General features: G+C 67.8%; 13 protein-coding genes. All 13 read left to right on the top strand.

Features of this window, described 5'->3' with window-relative positions; translation table 11 throughout:
• The first annotated feature begins 202 nt into the window (after positions 1-202).
• The 13 genes from F8197_RS01620 to F8197_RS01560 all read left to right on the top strand — a co-directional run bounded on the left by F8197_RS01620 (position 203) and on the right by F8197_RS01560 (position 15,102).
• Entirely contained in the window at positions 203-1,867 is a 1,665-nt protein-coding gene (locus F8197_RS01620) for a nucleoside-diphosphate sugar epimerase/dehydratase (RefSeq protein WP_152879477.1), read from the top strand.
• A gap of 30 nt (positions 1,868-1,897) precedes the next feature.
• Positions 1,898-2,959: a Gfo/Idh/MocA family protein gene (locus F8197_RS01615; protein WP_152879475.1), complete on the top strand. Its 1,062-nt coding sequence runs from the start codon at positions 1,898-1,900 to the stop codon at positions 2,957-2,959.
• 10 nt (positions 2,960-2,969) lie between these two features.
• A complete protein-coding gene (locus tag F8197_RS01610) occupies positions 2,970-3,554 on the top strand; it encodes an acyltransferase (protein WP_152879473.1) in 585 nt (194 codons plus the stop codon).
• A 14-nt stretch (positions 3,555-3,568) separates the two neighbouring features.
• The gene (locus F8197_RS01605) at positions 3,569-4,651 is read left to right on the top strand and encodes a DegT/DnrJ/EryC1/StrS aminotransferase family protein (RefSeq protein ID WP_152879471.1); all 1,083 of its coding nucleotides are present in this window, start codon (positions 3,569-3,571) and stop codon (positions 4,649-4,651) included.
• A gap of 13 nt (positions 4,652-4,664) precedes the next feature.
• Complete coding sequence (locus F8197_RS01600; protein ID WP_152879469.1) at positions 4,665-6,017, top strand: lipopolysaccharide biosynthesis protein; 1,353 nt, start codon at positions 4,665-4,667, stop codon at positions 6,015-6,017.
• Positions 6,004-7,239, top strand: coding sequence for a hypothetical protein (locus F8197_RS01595; RefSeq protein WP_152879462.1), 1,236 nt, complete (start codon positions 6,004-6,006; stop codon positions 7,237-7,239). Before F8197_RS01600 ends, F8197_RS01595 begins: the two co-directional genes overlap by 14 nt.
• Position 7,240: 1 nt before the next feature.
• Positions 7,241-8,356, top strand: coding sequence for a glycosyltransferase family 4 protein (locus F8197_RS01590; RefSeq protein WP_227012015.1), 1,116 nt, complete (start codon positions 7,241-7,243; stop codon positions 8,354-8,356).
• On the top strand, positions 8,343-9,059 hold the full coding sequence (locus F8197_RS01585; protein WP_152879457.1) for a hypothetical protein: 717 nt from the start codon (positions 8,343-8,345) through the stop codon (positions 9,057-9,059). The genes F8197_RS01590 and F8197_RS01585 overlap by 14 nt, the downstream gene beginning before the upstream one ends.
• A gap of 8 nt (positions 9,060-9,067) precedes the next feature.
• Positions 9,068-9,787: a hypothetical protein gene (locus F8197_RS01580; protein WP_152879452.1), complete on the top strand. Its 720-nt coding sequence runs from the start codon at positions 9,068-9,070 to the stop codon at positions 9,785-9,787.
• A complete protein-coding gene (locus tag F8197_RS01575) occupies positions 9,784-10,587 on the top strand; it encodes a hypothetical protein (protein ID WP_152879451.1) in 804 nt (267 codons plus the stop codon). The genes F8197_RS01580 and F8197_RS01575 overlap by 4 nt, the downstream gene beginning before the upstream one ends.
• A 13-nt stretch (positions 10,588-10,600) precedes the next feature.
• Positions 10,601-11,902 carry a glycosyltransferase family 4 protein gene (locus tag F8197_RS01570; protein WP_152879448.1) on the top strand — a complete coding sequence of 434 codons (1,302 nt, stop codon included), beginning with the start codon at positions 10,601-10,603 and terminating at the stop codon, positions 11,900-11,902.
• Between the two features lie 96 nt (positions 11,903-11,998).
• On the top strand, positions 11,999-13,162 hold the full coding sequence (locus tag F8197_RS01565; protein WP_152879447.1) for a DegT/DnrJ/EryC1/StrS aminotransferase family protein: 1,164 nt from the start codon (positions 11,999-12,001) through the stop codon (positions 13,160-13,162).
• Positions 13,156-15,102: a sugar transferase gene (locus F8197_RS01560; RefSeq protein ID WP_152879446.1), complete on the top strand. Its 1,947-nt coding sequence runs from the start codon at positions 13,156-13,158 to the stop codon at positions 15,100-15,102. Before F8197_RS01565 ends, F8197_RS01560 begins: the two co-directional genes overlap by 7 nt.
• Positions 15,103-15,114: the final 12 nt, after the last annotated feature.

Below are 15,114 nucleotides of genomic sequence, written 5' to 3'. Positions count from 1 at the left end.
GCTCTGTCAGACGCTCAAGCCTGTTACCAAGTAAGTTTAATTTGGAAAATAAATAGGAATAGGAAATTAGTTGTCAAGCCGCACGGACAAGGTCCGTGTCGCCGTTTGATAGGAGTCAAGTCCCAAAGTGCTGGTCAGCCGACAATCAGTGCATCCCGAGCCGCCCACCCAGGCCTCGCATGCTTTTTGAAGGTACCGCACCATGCCCGTCTCCGTCCACCACCCCGCCTCTTCCGTCCGCCAGCTGTGTGTGCGGCTGGCCGCCATCAACCGCAGCGGCAAGCGCCTGCTGATGTGCGTGGCCGATGGCGTGGCGTTGCCGCTGTGCCTGGTGCTGGCCATGATGGTGATCACCGGCGGCATGCCGCCGTGGCCTGCCGCCCTGCTGCTCACGGCGCTCAGCATCTCGGCATTGTCGATGGCGTCGCTGTACGGCGCCGCGCTGCGCCAGCTCGAACAGCGCACGCTCTTCCTGGCCGGCATGGCGCTGGGCGCCGCTATCGTCGCGCTGTACCTGCTGACCAGGGACGGCGCGGCGGCGCGCATCCCCGGTCCGGTGCTGGCCATGTACTGGCCGCTGGCGATGTTGTACCTGATCGCCTCGCGCGCCGGCATGCGCGCCCTGCTGCGGTCCTTGCTGCACCACCAGGTGCCGCCGCCGACGGACGCCGCCAGCCGCGGCCTGCCCGACTTCGCCCTCGAACAGCTGCTGGGCCGCGCACCGGTGCAGCCCGACAGCGCGCTGTTCGCGCGCTGCGTGCGCGGCAAGAACGTGCTGGTCACCGGCGCCGGTGGTTCCATCGGCAGCGAGTTGTGCCGGCAAATCGCCAGCCTGGCGCCGCGCTGCCTGCACCTGATCGATCACAGCGAGTTCGCGCTCTACACCATCGCCCAGGAATTGCGGGCGCGCTGGCCGCAACTGGTGCTGCATGCGCACCTGGGCTCCGTGTGCAGCGAGCGCATGCTCGAGCGCGTGATGGACGGCGCGGCCATCCACACCATCTACCATGCAGCCGCCTACAAGCACGTGTCCATCGTCGAAACCAATATGGTCGAGGGACTGCGCAACAACGTCGTCGGTGCGCGCAATGTCGCTAATGCGGCTGCCCGCCACGGCGTGCATACCTGCGTGCTGGTGTCGTCCGACAAGGCGGTGCGGCCCAGCACCATCATGGGCGCCAGCAAGCGCCTGTCGGAGCTGGTGTTCCAGGCCGCGCAGGATGAAGGCGCGAGCGTCACCACGTTCAGCATGGTCCGCTTCGGCAATGTGCTGGGGTCGTCCGGCTCGGTGGTGCCGCTGTTCCGCCAGCAGTTGCAGCAGGGCGGTCCGCTCACCATTACCGACGCCGCCATGGAGCGCTACTTCATGCTCATTCCGGAAGCGGCGCAACTGGTGATCCAGGCCGGCGCCATGGCCGAAGGCGGCGAAGTATTCGTGCTCGACATGGGCGCGCCGCTGCGCATCGTCGATCTGGCGCGGCGCATGATTGCGCTGGCCGGCCTCACCGAACGCACGCCGCGCAATCCGCAGGGCGATATCGACATCCGCTACGTGGGCCTGTGCCCCGGCGAAAAGCTGCAGGAAGAACTGCTCATTGCCGACGGCGCCACGCCAAGCCGCCACCCGCGCATCCTGTGCATGAAAGAGCAGGCGCTGCCCGCCGCGCAGCTCGACCAGTACCTGGAACTGCTGCTGGTCGCCTGCGCCAGCAACGACCGCTGGCTGATCGAGGCCATGCTCAAGACCATCATCACCGAATTCACGCCGCAAACCGGGGTCCGCGCCACCGACAGCGAGGCCGCGCTGCGCCGCCTGCGCGTGCCGCCCCTGGCAGCCGTGCCGCCGGTGGCCGTCCACGCTTCCTGACTTTTTTGCACCCACTGCAAGGAGTAGCCCATGCGTCAATTCTGCCCTGCCGTCACCGACCGCAAGCTGCGCTTCGCGCTGGTCGGTTGCGGCCGCATCGCCCGCAACCATTTCGGCGCGCTGGCCCAGCATGCCGACCGCTGCGAGCTGGTGGCCGTGTGCGATGTCGATGCCACTGCGCTCGACCGCGCCGCCGCCGACACCGGCGCCACCCCGTTCGACAACCTCGACCACATGCTCGAGCGCAGCGACATCGACGCCTGCATCATCACCACGCCGTCCGGCCTGCATCCGGACCAGGCGGTGCGGGTGGCGCGCGCCGGCCGCCACGTGATCACCGAAAAGCCGATGGCCACCCGCTGGGAAGATGCCAAGCGCATGGTGGGCGCCTGCGATGCAGCTGGCGTGCGCATGTTCGTGGTCAAGCAGAACCGCCGCAACGCCACGCTGCAACTGCTCAAGCGCGCGGTGGACAACAAGCGCTTCGGCCGTATCTACATGGTCAACCTCAATGTGTTCTGGACCCGCCCGCAAAGCTACTACAACAGCGCGCCATGGCGCGGCACCTGGGAGTTCGACGGCGGCGCCTTCATGAACCAGGCCAGCCACTATGTCGATTTGCTCGACTGGATCATCGGCCCGGTCGAAAGCCTGCAGGCGTACACCGCCACGCTGGCGCGCGATATCGAGGTGGAAGACACGGGCGTGATCAGCCTGCGCTGGCGCAACGGCGCACTCGGCTCCATGAACGTCACCATGCTGGCCTACCCGCACAACCTCGAAGGCAGCATCACCGTGCTGGGCGAAACCGGCACTGCACGCATCGGCGGCGTGGCCGTCAACGAGGTGCAGCAGTGGGACTTCGCGGTGCCCGACGCGGACGACGCAAAGGTGAAACAGGCCAGCTACGAAACCGCGTCGGTCTATGGCTATGGCCACCCGCTTTATTACGACAACGTGATTGCCGTCCTGCGCGGCGAGGCGGAACCGGAAACCGACGGGCGCGAAGGCCTCAAATCGCTCGAAGTGCTGATCGCCGCCTACCGTTCCGCGCGCGATGGCCGCCGCGTGGCGCTGCCGCTCGACTACTAGGAGTTTTTCAATGGATAACCTTGTTCACGCCAGCGCGATTGTCGATGCCGGCGCCATCCTGGGCGAAGGCACCCGCATCTGGCACTTCAGTCACGTGTGCGGCGGCGCGCGCATCGGCGACCGCTGCTCGCTGGGTCAGAACGTCTTCATCGCCAGCGATGTCGTCATCGGCCACAACGTCAAGATCCAGAACAACGTCTCGGTGTACGACGCGGTGGTGCTCGAAGACGACGTGTTCTGCGGCCCCAGCATGGTGTTTACCAATGTGCACAACCCGCGCGCAGCCGTGGTACGCAAGCACGAGTACCGCCGCACGCTGGTGCGCCGGGGCGCATCGATCGGCGCCAACGCCACCGTGGTCTGCGGTGTGACCGTCGGCGCGTACGCGATGATCGGCGCCGGCGCCGTGGTCACCCGCGACGTGCCCGATTTCGCGCTGATGGCCGGCGTGCCGGCGCGCCAGATCGGCTGGATCAGCCGCCACGGCGAACGCCTGGACTTGCCGCGCGGCGCCGACGGCCGGGCGCGCTGTCCGCATACCGGTGACGTGTACTCGGTGACGGGCCGCGTCTGCACCCTTCAACCAGCCGACTAATTCGGGAGAAATAAATGGAATTCACGGGCCTGAAACAGCAGTATGAATTACTGCGCAATGACATCAACGCCGGCATCCAGCGTGTGCTCGACCACGGTCAGTACATCATGGGGCCCGAAGTGGCGCAACTCGAAGCGCAACTGGCCGAGTATTGCGGCGCGCGCCATTGCGTGACCGTGTCGTCGGGCACCGAGGCGCTGCTCATTTCCCTGATGGCGCTAGGCGTGCAGGCCGGCGACGAGGTGATCACCACGCCGTTCTCGTTCATCGCCACGGCCGAGGCCATCGTGCTCGCTGGCGCGCGGCCCGTGTTTGTCGATGTCGAACGCGCCAGCGGCAATCTCGATCCAGCCCGCATCGTCCGCCGTATCGGCGCGCGCACCCGCGCCATCATGCCCGTCTCCCTGTACGGCCAGCCGGCCGACATGGACGCCATCAACGGCATCGCGCGCCGCCACGGCCTGGCCGTGATCGAGGATGCGGCGCAAAGCTTCGGCGCCAGTTATCGTAGTCAGCGCAGCGGCAACCTGTCCACCATCGGCTGCACCAGCTTCTTCCCCAGCAAACCTTTGGGCTGCTACGGCGACGGTGGCGCCATCTTCACCAGCGACGATGAAATGGCGCGAGCGATGCGCGAGATCCGCATCCACGGCCAGGCCCAGCGCTATCACCACACCCGCGTGGGCGTGGGCGGCCGCATGGATACCTTGCAATGCGCGGTGGTGCTGGCCAAACTGCCCACGTTTGACGACGAAATCGCCGCACGCCGCCGCGTGGCCACCGCCTACGACCGCTGCTTCGGCAGTCGGGTGGAAACCCTGGGCGGCGCGGAAGCGAGCGCCTGGGCCCAGTACACCATCGTGCCGCCCTGCCGCGAACCGGTGCAGGCCGCACTCACGGCCGCCGGCATCCCCAGCGTGGTGCACTATCCGCAGGCAATCCACCAGCAGCCGGCCTACCTGCGTTATGACGACGCGGCCTGCCCGGTGGCCGAACTGCTGGCGCAACGGGTACTGAGCTTGCCGATGGGACCGCACCTGAGCCAGTCCGACGTGGCCCGCGTGGCGGCCACTGTGCTGGCCGCGCTCGACGCCTGAGGTATTGCAAACCATGGCCGCCCTGCCCAATTTCTGGAAGCACCTGCTCACGGTACTGGGCGGATCGCTGGCCGCGCAGGCGCTGCCCATCGTGGCCGCGCCCTTGGTCACGCGGCTGTGCACCCCGGGCGAACTGGGCGCGTTCAGCGTGTGGCTGGGCATGGTCGCGATTGCCGCTGTGGCGGCCACCTTGCGCATGGAATTCGCCATGGTGGTCGACCCGGGCCGTATCCGCCAGCGACTGTGCTTTGGCGTGGTGGCGTGGTCGTCCACCTGGCTGGCGGTGCTGCTGACGGTGGCGCTGGTGGCGGCGCGGCTGCTGGACCTGGTCGCCATATCATGGCCGGGCGTGCTCACCCTGGGCCTGGCGGCATGGCTGACAGCCGGCATGCAGACCACGCTGGCCTACGCCGCCTCGCACAACGGCTTTGCGGCGGCGGCCAAGGCGCGGATCGTGGCGGCTGGCGGCGTGGCCGGCGCCCAGTTGGGGTTACTGGCCATGCTGGCATCCCTGCCCTGGTTGACCATGCGGTTGACCGACGCCGGCGGCGATGCCCTGCTGGCCGGTCAATTGGTGGGCCTGGCTGCAGGTCTGCTGGCCGCACGGCGGCTACTGCATTTGCCGTTACGGGGTGCCGGATTGAAAGCAGCGCGCTTGCAGGTTTACATGCGCCGGCTGCATCGCCAAGGCTGGGCCGCACTGCTGCCCACCGCCCCGCAACGCCGCTACCTGCGCCACCACCGCGCCTTCTGGCGCTTCACATTACCATCGAGCCTGCTCAACGCGGCCGTGGGCCAGTTGCCGCTCTTGATCATCGGCGCGCGCCATGGCGTGATGGCGGCGGGGCTGTTCGCGCTTACCCAGCGCGTGCTGGCCGCGCCCATTTCTCTGCTGGCCGCGTCGGTGCTGGAAGTGTTCAAGCGCGAGTCGGTGCGCCAGTACCAGGAACACGGCGACTGCCGCCCCGCCTACCGCCATGCGCTGCGCGTGCTGCTGGCGCTGGGCGCGGTGCCCGCCCTGGTGCTGTGGGTGGCGTCGCCCGCCTTGTTTGCCTTCGTGTTCGGCGCCGACTGGCGCGGCGCCGGCGAGCTGGCGCAGATCATGGCGCCGCTGTTTTTCCTCAATTTCATCGCCGGCCCGCTCAGCTACGTGTTTTCGGTGGCGGGCCGGCAAAAGATCGAGCTGCTGTGGCAGGTGGCGCTGTTTGCCACCACCGTCGCTGCGTTTGCGGCGCCGCTGTCGCTGTCGCACAATGTGCTGGCCTACAGCATCGGCTATTCGCTGTTGTACCTGGTGTATCTGCACCTGTCGTACCGCTACGCGCTCGACCGCCTGCCGGGCCGGAGGCTCCATGCTGCCGGCTGACGCCATCGCCTTCCCCGCGCCGCCGCTCACGCAGGTGTACGCGGCCGGGCGCCGCGCCGGGCCGCTTGGCCTGCTCGGTCCGGCCTGGGCCGAACTGGCGTTCTGGCTGCTGTTCCCCGGCTTTTTTGCCTACCAGACCCTGCTCGGCCTGGGCCTGATCCGCGCCTACCTGGGCGGCTACTTCGCCTGGATCTCGCTGCTGATGTTCGCGCCGCTGCTGCTGTCATACCTGCTGCGCATGCGCGCCTGCGGCTGGCGCGTGCACCGGGTGGATGCCGCCTGGCTGGCGTTCCTGGCCTACTATGCAACCATCATCGTGCTGCACATGGGCCTGGCCGGTGGCGGCGCCACCAGCCACCACACCCTGGGGCTGCTGTACATGTTCCTGCTGTTCGTGATCTTCAAGACGCTGGACTTCGAATCGAAGCGCTTCCAGCTGACCTTGCTGGCCAGCCTGCTGGCCATGTCGGCGGTGGTGTTCGCGTACGCGGTCGATGGCGCTTTTTACCTCGCCGCGCTGGGCGCCGCGCGCGACCCCGAAAGCGTGGCCACGTACCAGGGCTTCTCACGCTCCTACTTGCTGCCCATGGTGGTGCTGCTGGCCTGCACGCGGCGTGCCTCGCTGCGTTGGGCGCTGTACGCGCTGGGCCTGCCCACGCTGTACATCAACACCGCGCGCAGCGAGTTCGGCGCGCTGCTGTTCCTGATTCCGCTGTTCGAGCTGCACGCGGCACGCTCGCGCCTGGCGATGCTGATGCTGATGGCGGGCGCCATCATGCTGTTGCAGTTCAACCTCGATGCGCTGGTGGCAGCCGTGCCGGGCAACCGCACGCTGGAACTGCTGGATTTGTCGCATTCCACGTCCGCCAGCGCGCGCCATGCGCTCACCGAGCAGGCGCTGCGCACCATCGCCGACCACCCTATCCTGGGCGACTACGGCAGCTACCCGAGCGGCCGGTACGCCCACAACATCCTGTCAGCGTGGGTGGATTTGGGACTGCTGGGGTTTGCCGCGCTGCTGGCGTTGTTGCTCTATCCGCTCACGCACCTGGCCATCCACGGTTACCTGCTGGGCGGTCGCACCAGCCGCGATCACCGCTACCTGCTGGCCTGGAGCCTGCTGGCCAGCACCTTGCTGTTATTATGCCTGTCGCATTTTTTCAGCGACATGCTGATCGGCGCCGCGCTGGGCGCCTATGCGCGGTACCGCGCGGGAGATTGACATGCTCAATATCGCCCACCTGACGTCCGCCCATCCGCGCCACGACGCCCGCATCTTCGGCAAGCAGTGCCGCACGCTGGCCGATCACGGCCACCGGGTCACGCTGGTGGTAGCCGACGGCCGCGGCGACGAAGACCGCCATGGCATCCGCATCGTCGATGCTGGCGCCGCACGTGGACGGCTACAAAGGATGATGTCGGCCACCACCCGCGTGTATCGCTGCGCGCTGGCGCTGGCGCCCGACGTGGTGCAGTTGCACGACCCCGAGCTCCTGCCGGTCGGACTGCTGCTGCAACGCCACGGCTGCAAGGTGATCTTCGACGCCCACGAGGACGTGCCGCGCCAGCTGCTGGGCAAGCCCTACCTGCCGCCCTGGACCCGGCGCGCGCTGGCCGCCGCCTACGCCCGCTTCGAACACCAGGCTTGCCGCCAGCTCGATGGCGTGATCACGGCCACGCCGTTCATCCGCGAACGGTTTGAGCGCATCAACCGCGCCACGGTGGACATCAACAATTTTCCGATGCCCGAGGAGTTTGGCGCCGACCTGGCCTGGGCCGACAAGCCGCTGCAGGTGTGCTACGCGGGCGGGCTGTCCGTGATACGCGGCATTGCCGAACTGGTACGCGCCTGCGAGCTGCTGCAAACCCCTGTGCGGCTGCAACTGGCCGGCGCTTTCAGCGAACCTGCGCTGGCAGCGCAACTGCGCGCCCGCCCCGGCTGGCGCCACATCGACGCACTGGGCCAGCTGGCGCGCGGCGACGTGGCCGCACTGCTGGGCGCCTCGCGCGCAGGCCTGGTCACGCTGCATCCCACGCTCAACCACCTCGATGCGCTGCCGGTGAAAATGTTCGAGTACATGGCCGCCGGCATTCCGGTGATCGCATCAGATTTTCCGCGCTGGCGCGCCATCGTGGAAGGCGATAGCGCCGATGGCGGAGCGTGCGGGCTGTGCGTCGATCCATGCGATCCGCCGGCAATTGCCGCCGCCATCGACTACCTGGCCGGCCACCCGGACATCGCCCGCCGCATGGGCGATAACGGCCGCCGCGCGATACGCACCCGTTACAACTGGCGCAGCCAGTCCACCAAGCTGATCGACTTTTATGACCACCTCTGACACCTCCGGGCTCTGGCCGGCCGTGCTGGCGCGGCTGCGACTGGCCGCCGACATCGTCCGCCTGCCGCGCGCCCGGCTGCGTTTCGACGCGTCGCTCAATCCCGACCTGATACGGCGTACCCACGCCAGTTTCACCATGCCGCACCCGCGCTACCGCATCGTGCGTAACAAGTCGCTGGGGGTGGCGCTGATCGACCTGCGCGCGTTCGCCAGTGGCGCCGATTACCTGCAGTCGGTGGCGCAGAAAGATCATGCCGGCTATCAGGCGCGCCGGGCCCGCGCGCGCGGCTACACGGTGGCCGAAATCGACCGCAACGACTACATCGACGACATCCATCGCATCAATACCTCGCAGCGCATGCGCCAGGGCCGGCCCATGGACCCGGCTTACACCCACCGCACCGACCATTACGTGGCCGTGGACAGCTTCCGCTACTACGGCGTGCTCGATGCCGGCGGCAAGCTGGTGGCCTATTGCGACCTGGGCATTTACGGCGACTTCGCCGCCACCGACCGCCTGCTGGGGATCAAGACCGACGGCGTGATGTACCTGCTGCTGGCCGATATCGCCTGCCGCCTGATCGACGAACACCGTTACAACTACCTGATGTACGACACCTATCTCGGCGCCCTGCCCGGCCTGCGTGAATTCAAGCGCAAGCTCGGCTTCGCGCCGTACCGCATCCGCTACGCCATTGCATGAGGTTTACCATGATCGCCAAGCTCCCCCGATTGTTCAACTTCGCCCCCCTCGCGCGCGGCTGCCGGCTGGTGCTCGAAGTGGCGCGCCTGCCCGTCGCCACGCTGTGCTTCGACACCCGCTACCATCCCGAAGACGTGCGCGATACCCACCGCCAGTTCACCCGCCGGCATCCGCGCTACAAGGTGATCGGCCACAAGCAGCTGGGCGTGGCGCTGATCGACCTGCGGCGGCTGGCCGAACCTGCCGTGTACCCGGGCAGCGGCGCGGCCAGCTACGTGGGCAAGGCGCGCAAGCGCGGCTACCGGCTGGCGCAGATCGACCGCAACGACTACATCGACGCCATCCACGCCATCAACACCAGCATGCCAAGCCGCCAGGGCCGGCCGATGGATACGCGTTACCAAAACAAGGCCGCGCACTTCGAACCACTATGCCACTACCGCTATTTCGGCGTATTCGACAAGCGCGAGCAGCTGGTCGCCTACTGCAATATGGGCCGCTTCGGCAACTTCGCCGCGTTCGCCCAGCTGCTCGGCTACCGCAACAACGACGGCGTGATGCACCTGATGATCGCCGACATCGTCAGCCTGCTGCTGGCCGAAGCGCGTGCCGGCGCTGGTCCCGACTACCTGATGTACGACACCTTCTTCGGCGCGCAACCGGGCCTGCGCCAGTTCAAGACCATGCTCGGTTTCACGCCGTACCGTGTGCGCTACACGCTGCAATGAAAACCATCCTGAACCGGCTGTACGCCGACTACCTGATGCCAAGCCGGCTGCCGCACTACGACGCCCTGCTGGCGCAGGCGCGCGACCACGGTTACCGCCAGACCTCGGTGCGCGGCTGGCTGCACACGCTGCGCAACACGGCCCACGGCAACGGCGCCGCGTATCGCCAGCCACCTCCGCCGGTGCTGGTCCATCGCCACGATATCGACACCGACCTGGCCACCGCGCGCCGCATGTTCGAGATCGAGCAGCGCCACGGCGTGCGCGCCAGCTACTACTTCCGCCTGTCCACGCTGGACTTCGGCCTGATGCGCGCGATCGAGGACTATGGCAGCGAGGCCAGCTACCACTACGAGGAACTGGCCACCTACGCCAAGCGCACCCACCTGAAACTGCCGGGCGAAGTGCGCGCGCGGCTGGACCAGATCCGCGCCGAATTCGAAACCAACTTCCAGCGCATTGAGGCCATGCTGGGCCGAAAGCTGCACACGGTGGCCAGCCATGGCGACTTCGCCAACCGGCGCCTTGGCATCACCAATTGCGCGGTGCTCGCCGACAGCGAGTTGCGCGCGCGCTGCGGCATCGACGCCGAATGCTACGACGCCGAACTGCTGTCCAGTTTTGACCTGTATATCAGCGACAAGCCGGCGCCGCGCTACTTCCACCCGGTAGCGCCGCAGGCGGCGCTGGGCAAGCACCGGCGCATCTGCCTGCTCACGCACCCGTCGCAATGGCACGCCGGCTGGGCCGCCAACAGCCAAAAAAACCTGGCGCGCGCGCTCGACGCGTGGCTCTGGTAACCGAGGAGCGCTCATGAACATCCTGCTGATCAACCACTATGCCGGCTCGACCCACCACGGCATGGAATACCGCCCCTACTACCTGGCGCGCGAATGGGTGCGCGCCGGCCACCGGGTGCGCATCGTGGCGGCCAGCGCGTCGCACCTGCGCGCGCGGGCGCCGCAGATGGATGGCCGCGCGGTGCTGGACCAGGAAATCGACGGCATCGACTACCGCTGGCTGGCCGTACCAGCCTACGACAGCAACGGCGCACGACGTGCGGCCAATATCGGCGCCTTCATCGCGCGCCTGTACCAGCAGTCGAAGCGGCTGGCGGCCGAGCGCCCCGACCTGGTGATCGCCTCGAGCACCTACCCGGCCGATATCTGGCCCGCGCGCCGCATCGCCCTGGCGGCCGGCGCCCGACTGGTATTCGAGGTGCACGATCTGTGGCCGCTCTCACCGATCGAACTCGGTGGCATGTCACCGCGCCATCCGTTCATCCGGGTGATGCAGGCGGCCGAAGACTATGCCTGCCGCCATGCCGACACCGTGATCTCGATCCTGCCCCACGCGGGCGGCCACATGGCGGCGCACGGCATGGCGCCACACAAGCTGCACGTGGTGCCCAATGGCGTCGTGCCGGCCGAGTGGGAAGCGACGTTGACGCCACTGCCCGGACCGGTGGCAACGCTGCTCGCGCGCCTGCGCGCCCAGGGCCGCATGCTGATCGGCTACGCGGGCAGCCATGGCGCCGCCAACGCGCTCGACACCCTGCTCGACGCCGCCAGCCTGCTGCGCGGCCAGCCGCTGGCCTTTGTATTGGCCGGCGCCGGTCCGCACAAGCAGGAACTGCAACGGCGGGTGGACGTGGACGGCCTGCACCACGTGCACTTCCTCACGCCGCTGCCCAAGCCCTGCATGCCGGCGCTGCTGGGCAGTTTCGACATCGCCTACCTGGGCTGGCGGCGCCAGCCCCTCTACCGCTACGGCATCTCGCCCAACAAGCTGGGCGACTACCTGATGGCGGCGCGCCCCGTGATCCACGCGGTGGACGCGGCCAACGACACGGTGGCCGATGCCGGCTGCGGCCTGAGCATCGTCCCCGAAGACCCGGACGCACTGGCCGCCGCCATCAGTCACATGGCCAGCCTGCCGCCAGCGCAACGCCAGGAACTGGGCCAGCGCGGCGCCACCTACGCCCGCCGCTACCTCGACTACCGGTTGCTGGCGCAGCGCTACCTCGATGCATGCTGTCGAACCGGCCAGCCGAATCCTCGCACCGGCATACGGCAACACGCGATACCACGCACCAGCCGCCATCGCACGCAATAACCTGCCGGCCCGTGGCTGCACACCGATCATTCCGTCACGGCAGAGCGCACCACAGCCGGCAATCCGCAGTCAGCATCCCGACCAAAGGAGACCACGATGACCACTCCCCCAGATGACTTCCTTCCCTTCGCCCTCCCCGACCTGGGCCACGAAGAAGCCGCCGCCGTGCTCGAGTGCCTGCAATCGGGCTGGCTCACCAGCGGGCCGGTGAGCCGCCAGTTCGAACAGGAGTTCGCCGCCTACCTGGGCGGCGACGTGCACGCCATTGCCGTCAACTCCGCCACTGCCGGCCTGCACCTGGCGCTCGAAGCGCTCGGCATCGGTCCCGGCGACGAAGTGATCGTGCCCACCATGACCTTCACTGCCACCGCCGAAGTGGTGCGCTACCTGGGCGCCGACGCGGTGATCGTCGATGTCGATCCGCACACCTTGTGCGTGCAACCGGAGGCCATCGCCGCCGCCATCACGCCCAACACGCGCGCCGTGATCCCGGTCCACTACGGCGGCCTGGCCTGCGACATCGACGCCATCGTGGCAATAGCACGCCGCCACGACCTGCGCGTGATCGAGGACGCGGCCCACGCCTTTCCCACCACTCTGCGCGGGCGCCTGGTGGGCACGCTGGACAGCGATGCCACCGTGTTCAGCTTCTACGCCAACAAGACCATGACCACCGGCGAAGGCGGCATGGTGGTGTGCCGCGATGCGGACATCGCGCGCCGGGTACGGGTGATGCGCCTGCACGGCATCAGCGAAGACGCCTTCGACCGTTTCGTTTCGCGCCGGCCTGCCTGGTTTTACCAGGTGATCGCGCCCGGCTTCAAATACAACCTCACCGATATTGCCGCCGCCATCGGCCGCGCGCAGCTGCGCAAGATCGAGGGCTTTCTGGCGCGCCGCCAGCAAATGGCGCGCCGCTACACCGAATGCCTGGCCGATCTGCCATTGACCCTGCCGCCCGATGCGCCGGCAGGCAGCCAGCACGCCTGGCACCTGTACCCGGTGCGCCTGACGGCCGACGCCCCACTGGAGCGCGACCGCCTGATCGAGCAGTTGTCGGAGCAAGGCATCGGCACCAGCGTCCACTACATCCCGCTGCATCGCCAGCCCTACTGGCGCGACCGCTACCAGTTGCGCCCCGAGCAGTTTCCCCACGCAGAAGCCAGCTACCACGCGCAGCTGACGCTTCCCCTGTACACCGCCATGGCCGACGCCGGCCAGGCCCGCGTGATCGCCACCCTGACGGAGTTGCTATGTTAGCCAAACGCCTGTTCGATATCGTCGCCGCGCTGGCCGGCCTGCTGCTGCTGTCGCCCTTGCTGTTGCTGCTGGCGGCATGGATACGCTGCGACTCGCCGGGACCGGCGCTGTTTCGCCAGCGCCGCGTGGGGCGACACGGGGCGCCGTTCCAGATCCTCAAGTTCCGCACCATGGCCGCTGGCGCGGAACGCGACGGCCAGCTGTCAGTGGCCGACGACCAGCGCGCCACCAGGGCCGGGCGCTGGCTGCGGCGCCACAAGCTCGACGAACTGCCGCAACTGGTCAACGTGCTGCGCGGCGACATGAGCCTGGTCGGTCCGCGCCCCGAGGTGCCGCGTTACGTGGCCCATTATCCGCCTGCCGTGCGCGCGGTCGTACTGTCGGTCGCGCCGGGCATTACCGACTGGGCCGCGCTGCGCTTTCGCAACGAGGGCGACATCCTGCGCCAGGCCGTTGACCCCGAACACGCCTATCTGCACCAGGTGCTGCCCGTAAAACTCAAATACTATGCGCGCTACGTGCAGCGCCGCAGCTTCGCCACCGACTTGCAGATTTTGCTATACACGGTCGCCACGCTGCTGTTCGGCGCGCGCCGCAAGCGACCGCTGGTGCGCATACTGCGCAGCAGCCGGCTGGCGCACAGTACACACAACGGCGGACAGTCGGTGCTGATCGACTGGCTGCGCGGCCTGGCGGCCTTGCAGGTGGCGGCGGCCCACTTGCGCGCCCAGGTATTCCCCGGTTTGAGCACCTTGACGGATCCCCCCTTGTGGTACCAGGGGCTGGCGTTCATGACCGGCTTCGCGCACCAGGCGGTGCTGGTGTTTTTTGTACTCAGCGGCTGGCTGGTGGGCGGCGTTTTCCTCGACCGCAGCCACGATATGCCGCCGTCACGGGCGCTGCGCGACTATGCGCTCGACCGCGCCACGCGGTTGTGGACCGTGCTGCTGCCGGCCTTTATGCTGATGCTGGCACTGGCCTGGGCCGGGGCGCTGCCGTGGTCCGATGCCAACCCGGCCGCCGATACCGTTGTTGTCACGCCTGCCGCAGGCACCGCCGCTGTTACCCATGCCGGCGCCGGCACGGCTGCCACGGGTGATGCGGCTACCAACACCCGCACGCTGCCAGCCAATGTTGCTGGCACTACCGCCGATATCGCCGGAGCAGACGCCCGCACAGCGTGGTCGTTTTCCACGCTGCTGGGCAACCTGGTTGGCTTGCAGACGCTGGTCGTGCCGCCTTTCGGCGAGAACTTTCCGCTCTGGAGTTTGGCCAACGAAACCTGGTATTACGTACTGTTTCCGCTGCTGGTGATTGCAGCGCGCGCCGGCGCCGCCTGGCTGCGGCTCGCGTGCGCGGCGCTGGCGTTTGCGGTGGCGACGCTGCTGGGCGCGGCGATCACCGGCTATTTCCTGGTGTGGCTGCTGGGGGTGGCGGCGTCGCGCCTGCGTTTCGATTTCTCGGCGGTACAGCGCTGGCTGTGGCGCGGCGCGCTGCTGGTGGTCGCCACGCTGCTGCGTCTCGGCGGCCAGGATGGCGACTTCACCCTGGTCACCCTGGGCCCGGACCTGTTGCTGGCGTTGCTGCTGGTCGTGTGCTTGTGCAGCGTCGGACGTGGCCGTCCGGCAGCGGCGGTGGCGCAGACCGGGGCGTTCCTCGCCGGCTTCTCGTTCACCCTGTACGTGGTGCATATTCCGCTGCAGCGCATGTTGTGGGCGTACCGCGATGGCGCGCTGCTGGCGCCGGGAGAGCCGGCCAGCCTGGCGGTGTATGCCGCCATGCTGGCCGTGGTGCTGGCATTGGCGTATCTGTTTCACCTGCCGTTCGAAGCACAAACGGGCAGGCTGCGACGGCTGCTACGCCGGCGCTTGCCGGGCCTCAAAGACATCGATCGCGTCGTTGAAGCGCCGTCTGCACGGCGCTCCATCGACGCGGGGTGACGCACCGGCGGC

Origin of the sequence: Duganella sp. FT27W, assembly GCF_009295655.1 — a bacterium.
In the GTDB taxonomy this organism is placed as follows: domain Bacteria; phylum Pseudomonadota; class Gammaproteobacteria; order Burkholderiales; family Burkholderiaceae_D; genus Rugamonas; species Rugamonas zoogloeoides.
The sequence above is the reverse complement of the archived record's forward strand: the minus strand, read 5'-3'. Positions and strand labels throughout refer to the sequence as shown.

Excerpts from the sequence above, each read along its gene's own strand:
- F8197_RS01620 (WP_152879477.1), top strand. The coding sequence starts at position 203 with ATGCCCGTCTCCGTCCACCACCCCGCCTCTTCCGTCCGCCAGCTGTGT.
- F8197_RS01615 (WP_152879475.1), top strand. The coding sequence starts at position 1,898 with ATGCGTCAATTCTGCCCTGCCGTCACCGACCGCAAGCTGCGCTTCGCG.
- F8197_RS01610 (WP_152879473.1), top strand. The coding sequence starts at position 2,970 with ATGGATAACCTTGTTCACGCCAGCGCGATTGTCGATGCCGGCGCCATC.
- F8197_RS01605 (WP_152879471.1), top strand. The coding sequence starts at position 3,569 with ATGGAATTCACGGGCCTGAAACAGCAGTATGAATTACTGCGCAATGAC.
- F8197_RS01600 (WP_152879469.1), top strand. The coding sequence starts at position 4,665 with ATGGCCGCCCTGCCCAATTTCTGGAAGCACCTGCTCACGGTACTGGGC.
- F8197_RS01595 (WP_152879462.1), top strand. The coding sequence starts at position 6,004 with ATGCTGCCGGCTGACGCCATCGCCTTCCCCGCGCCGCCGCTCACGCAG.
- F8197_RS01590 (WP_227012015.1), top strand. The coding sequence starts at position 7,241 with ATGCTCAATATCGCCCACCTGACGTCCGCCCATCCGCGCCACGACGCC.
- F8197_RS01585 (WP_152879457.1), top strand. The coding sequence starts at position 8,343 with ATGACCACCTCTGACACCTCCGGGCTCTGGCCGGCCGTGCTGGCGCGG.
- F8197_RS01580 (WP_152879452.1), top strand. The coding sequence starts at position 9,068 with ATGATCGCCAAGCTCCCCCGATTGTTCAACTTCGCCCCCCTCGCGCGC.
- F8197_RS01575 (WP_152879451.1), top strand. The coding sequence starts at position 9,784 with ATGAAAACCATCCTGAACCGGCTGTACGCCGACTACCTGATGCCAAGC.
- F8197_RS01570 (WP_152879448.1), top strand. The coding sequence starts at position 10,601 with ATGAACATCCTGCTGATCAACCACTATGCCGGCTCGACCCACCACGGC.
- F8197_RS01565 (WP_152879447.1), top strand. The coding sequence starts at position 11,999 with ATGACCACTCCCCCAGATGACTTCCTTCCCTTCGCCCTCCCCGACCTG.
- F8197_RS01560 (WP_152879446.1), top strand. The coding sequence starts at position 13,156 with ATGTTAGCCAAACGCCTGTTCGATATCGTCGCCGCGCTGGCCGGCCTG.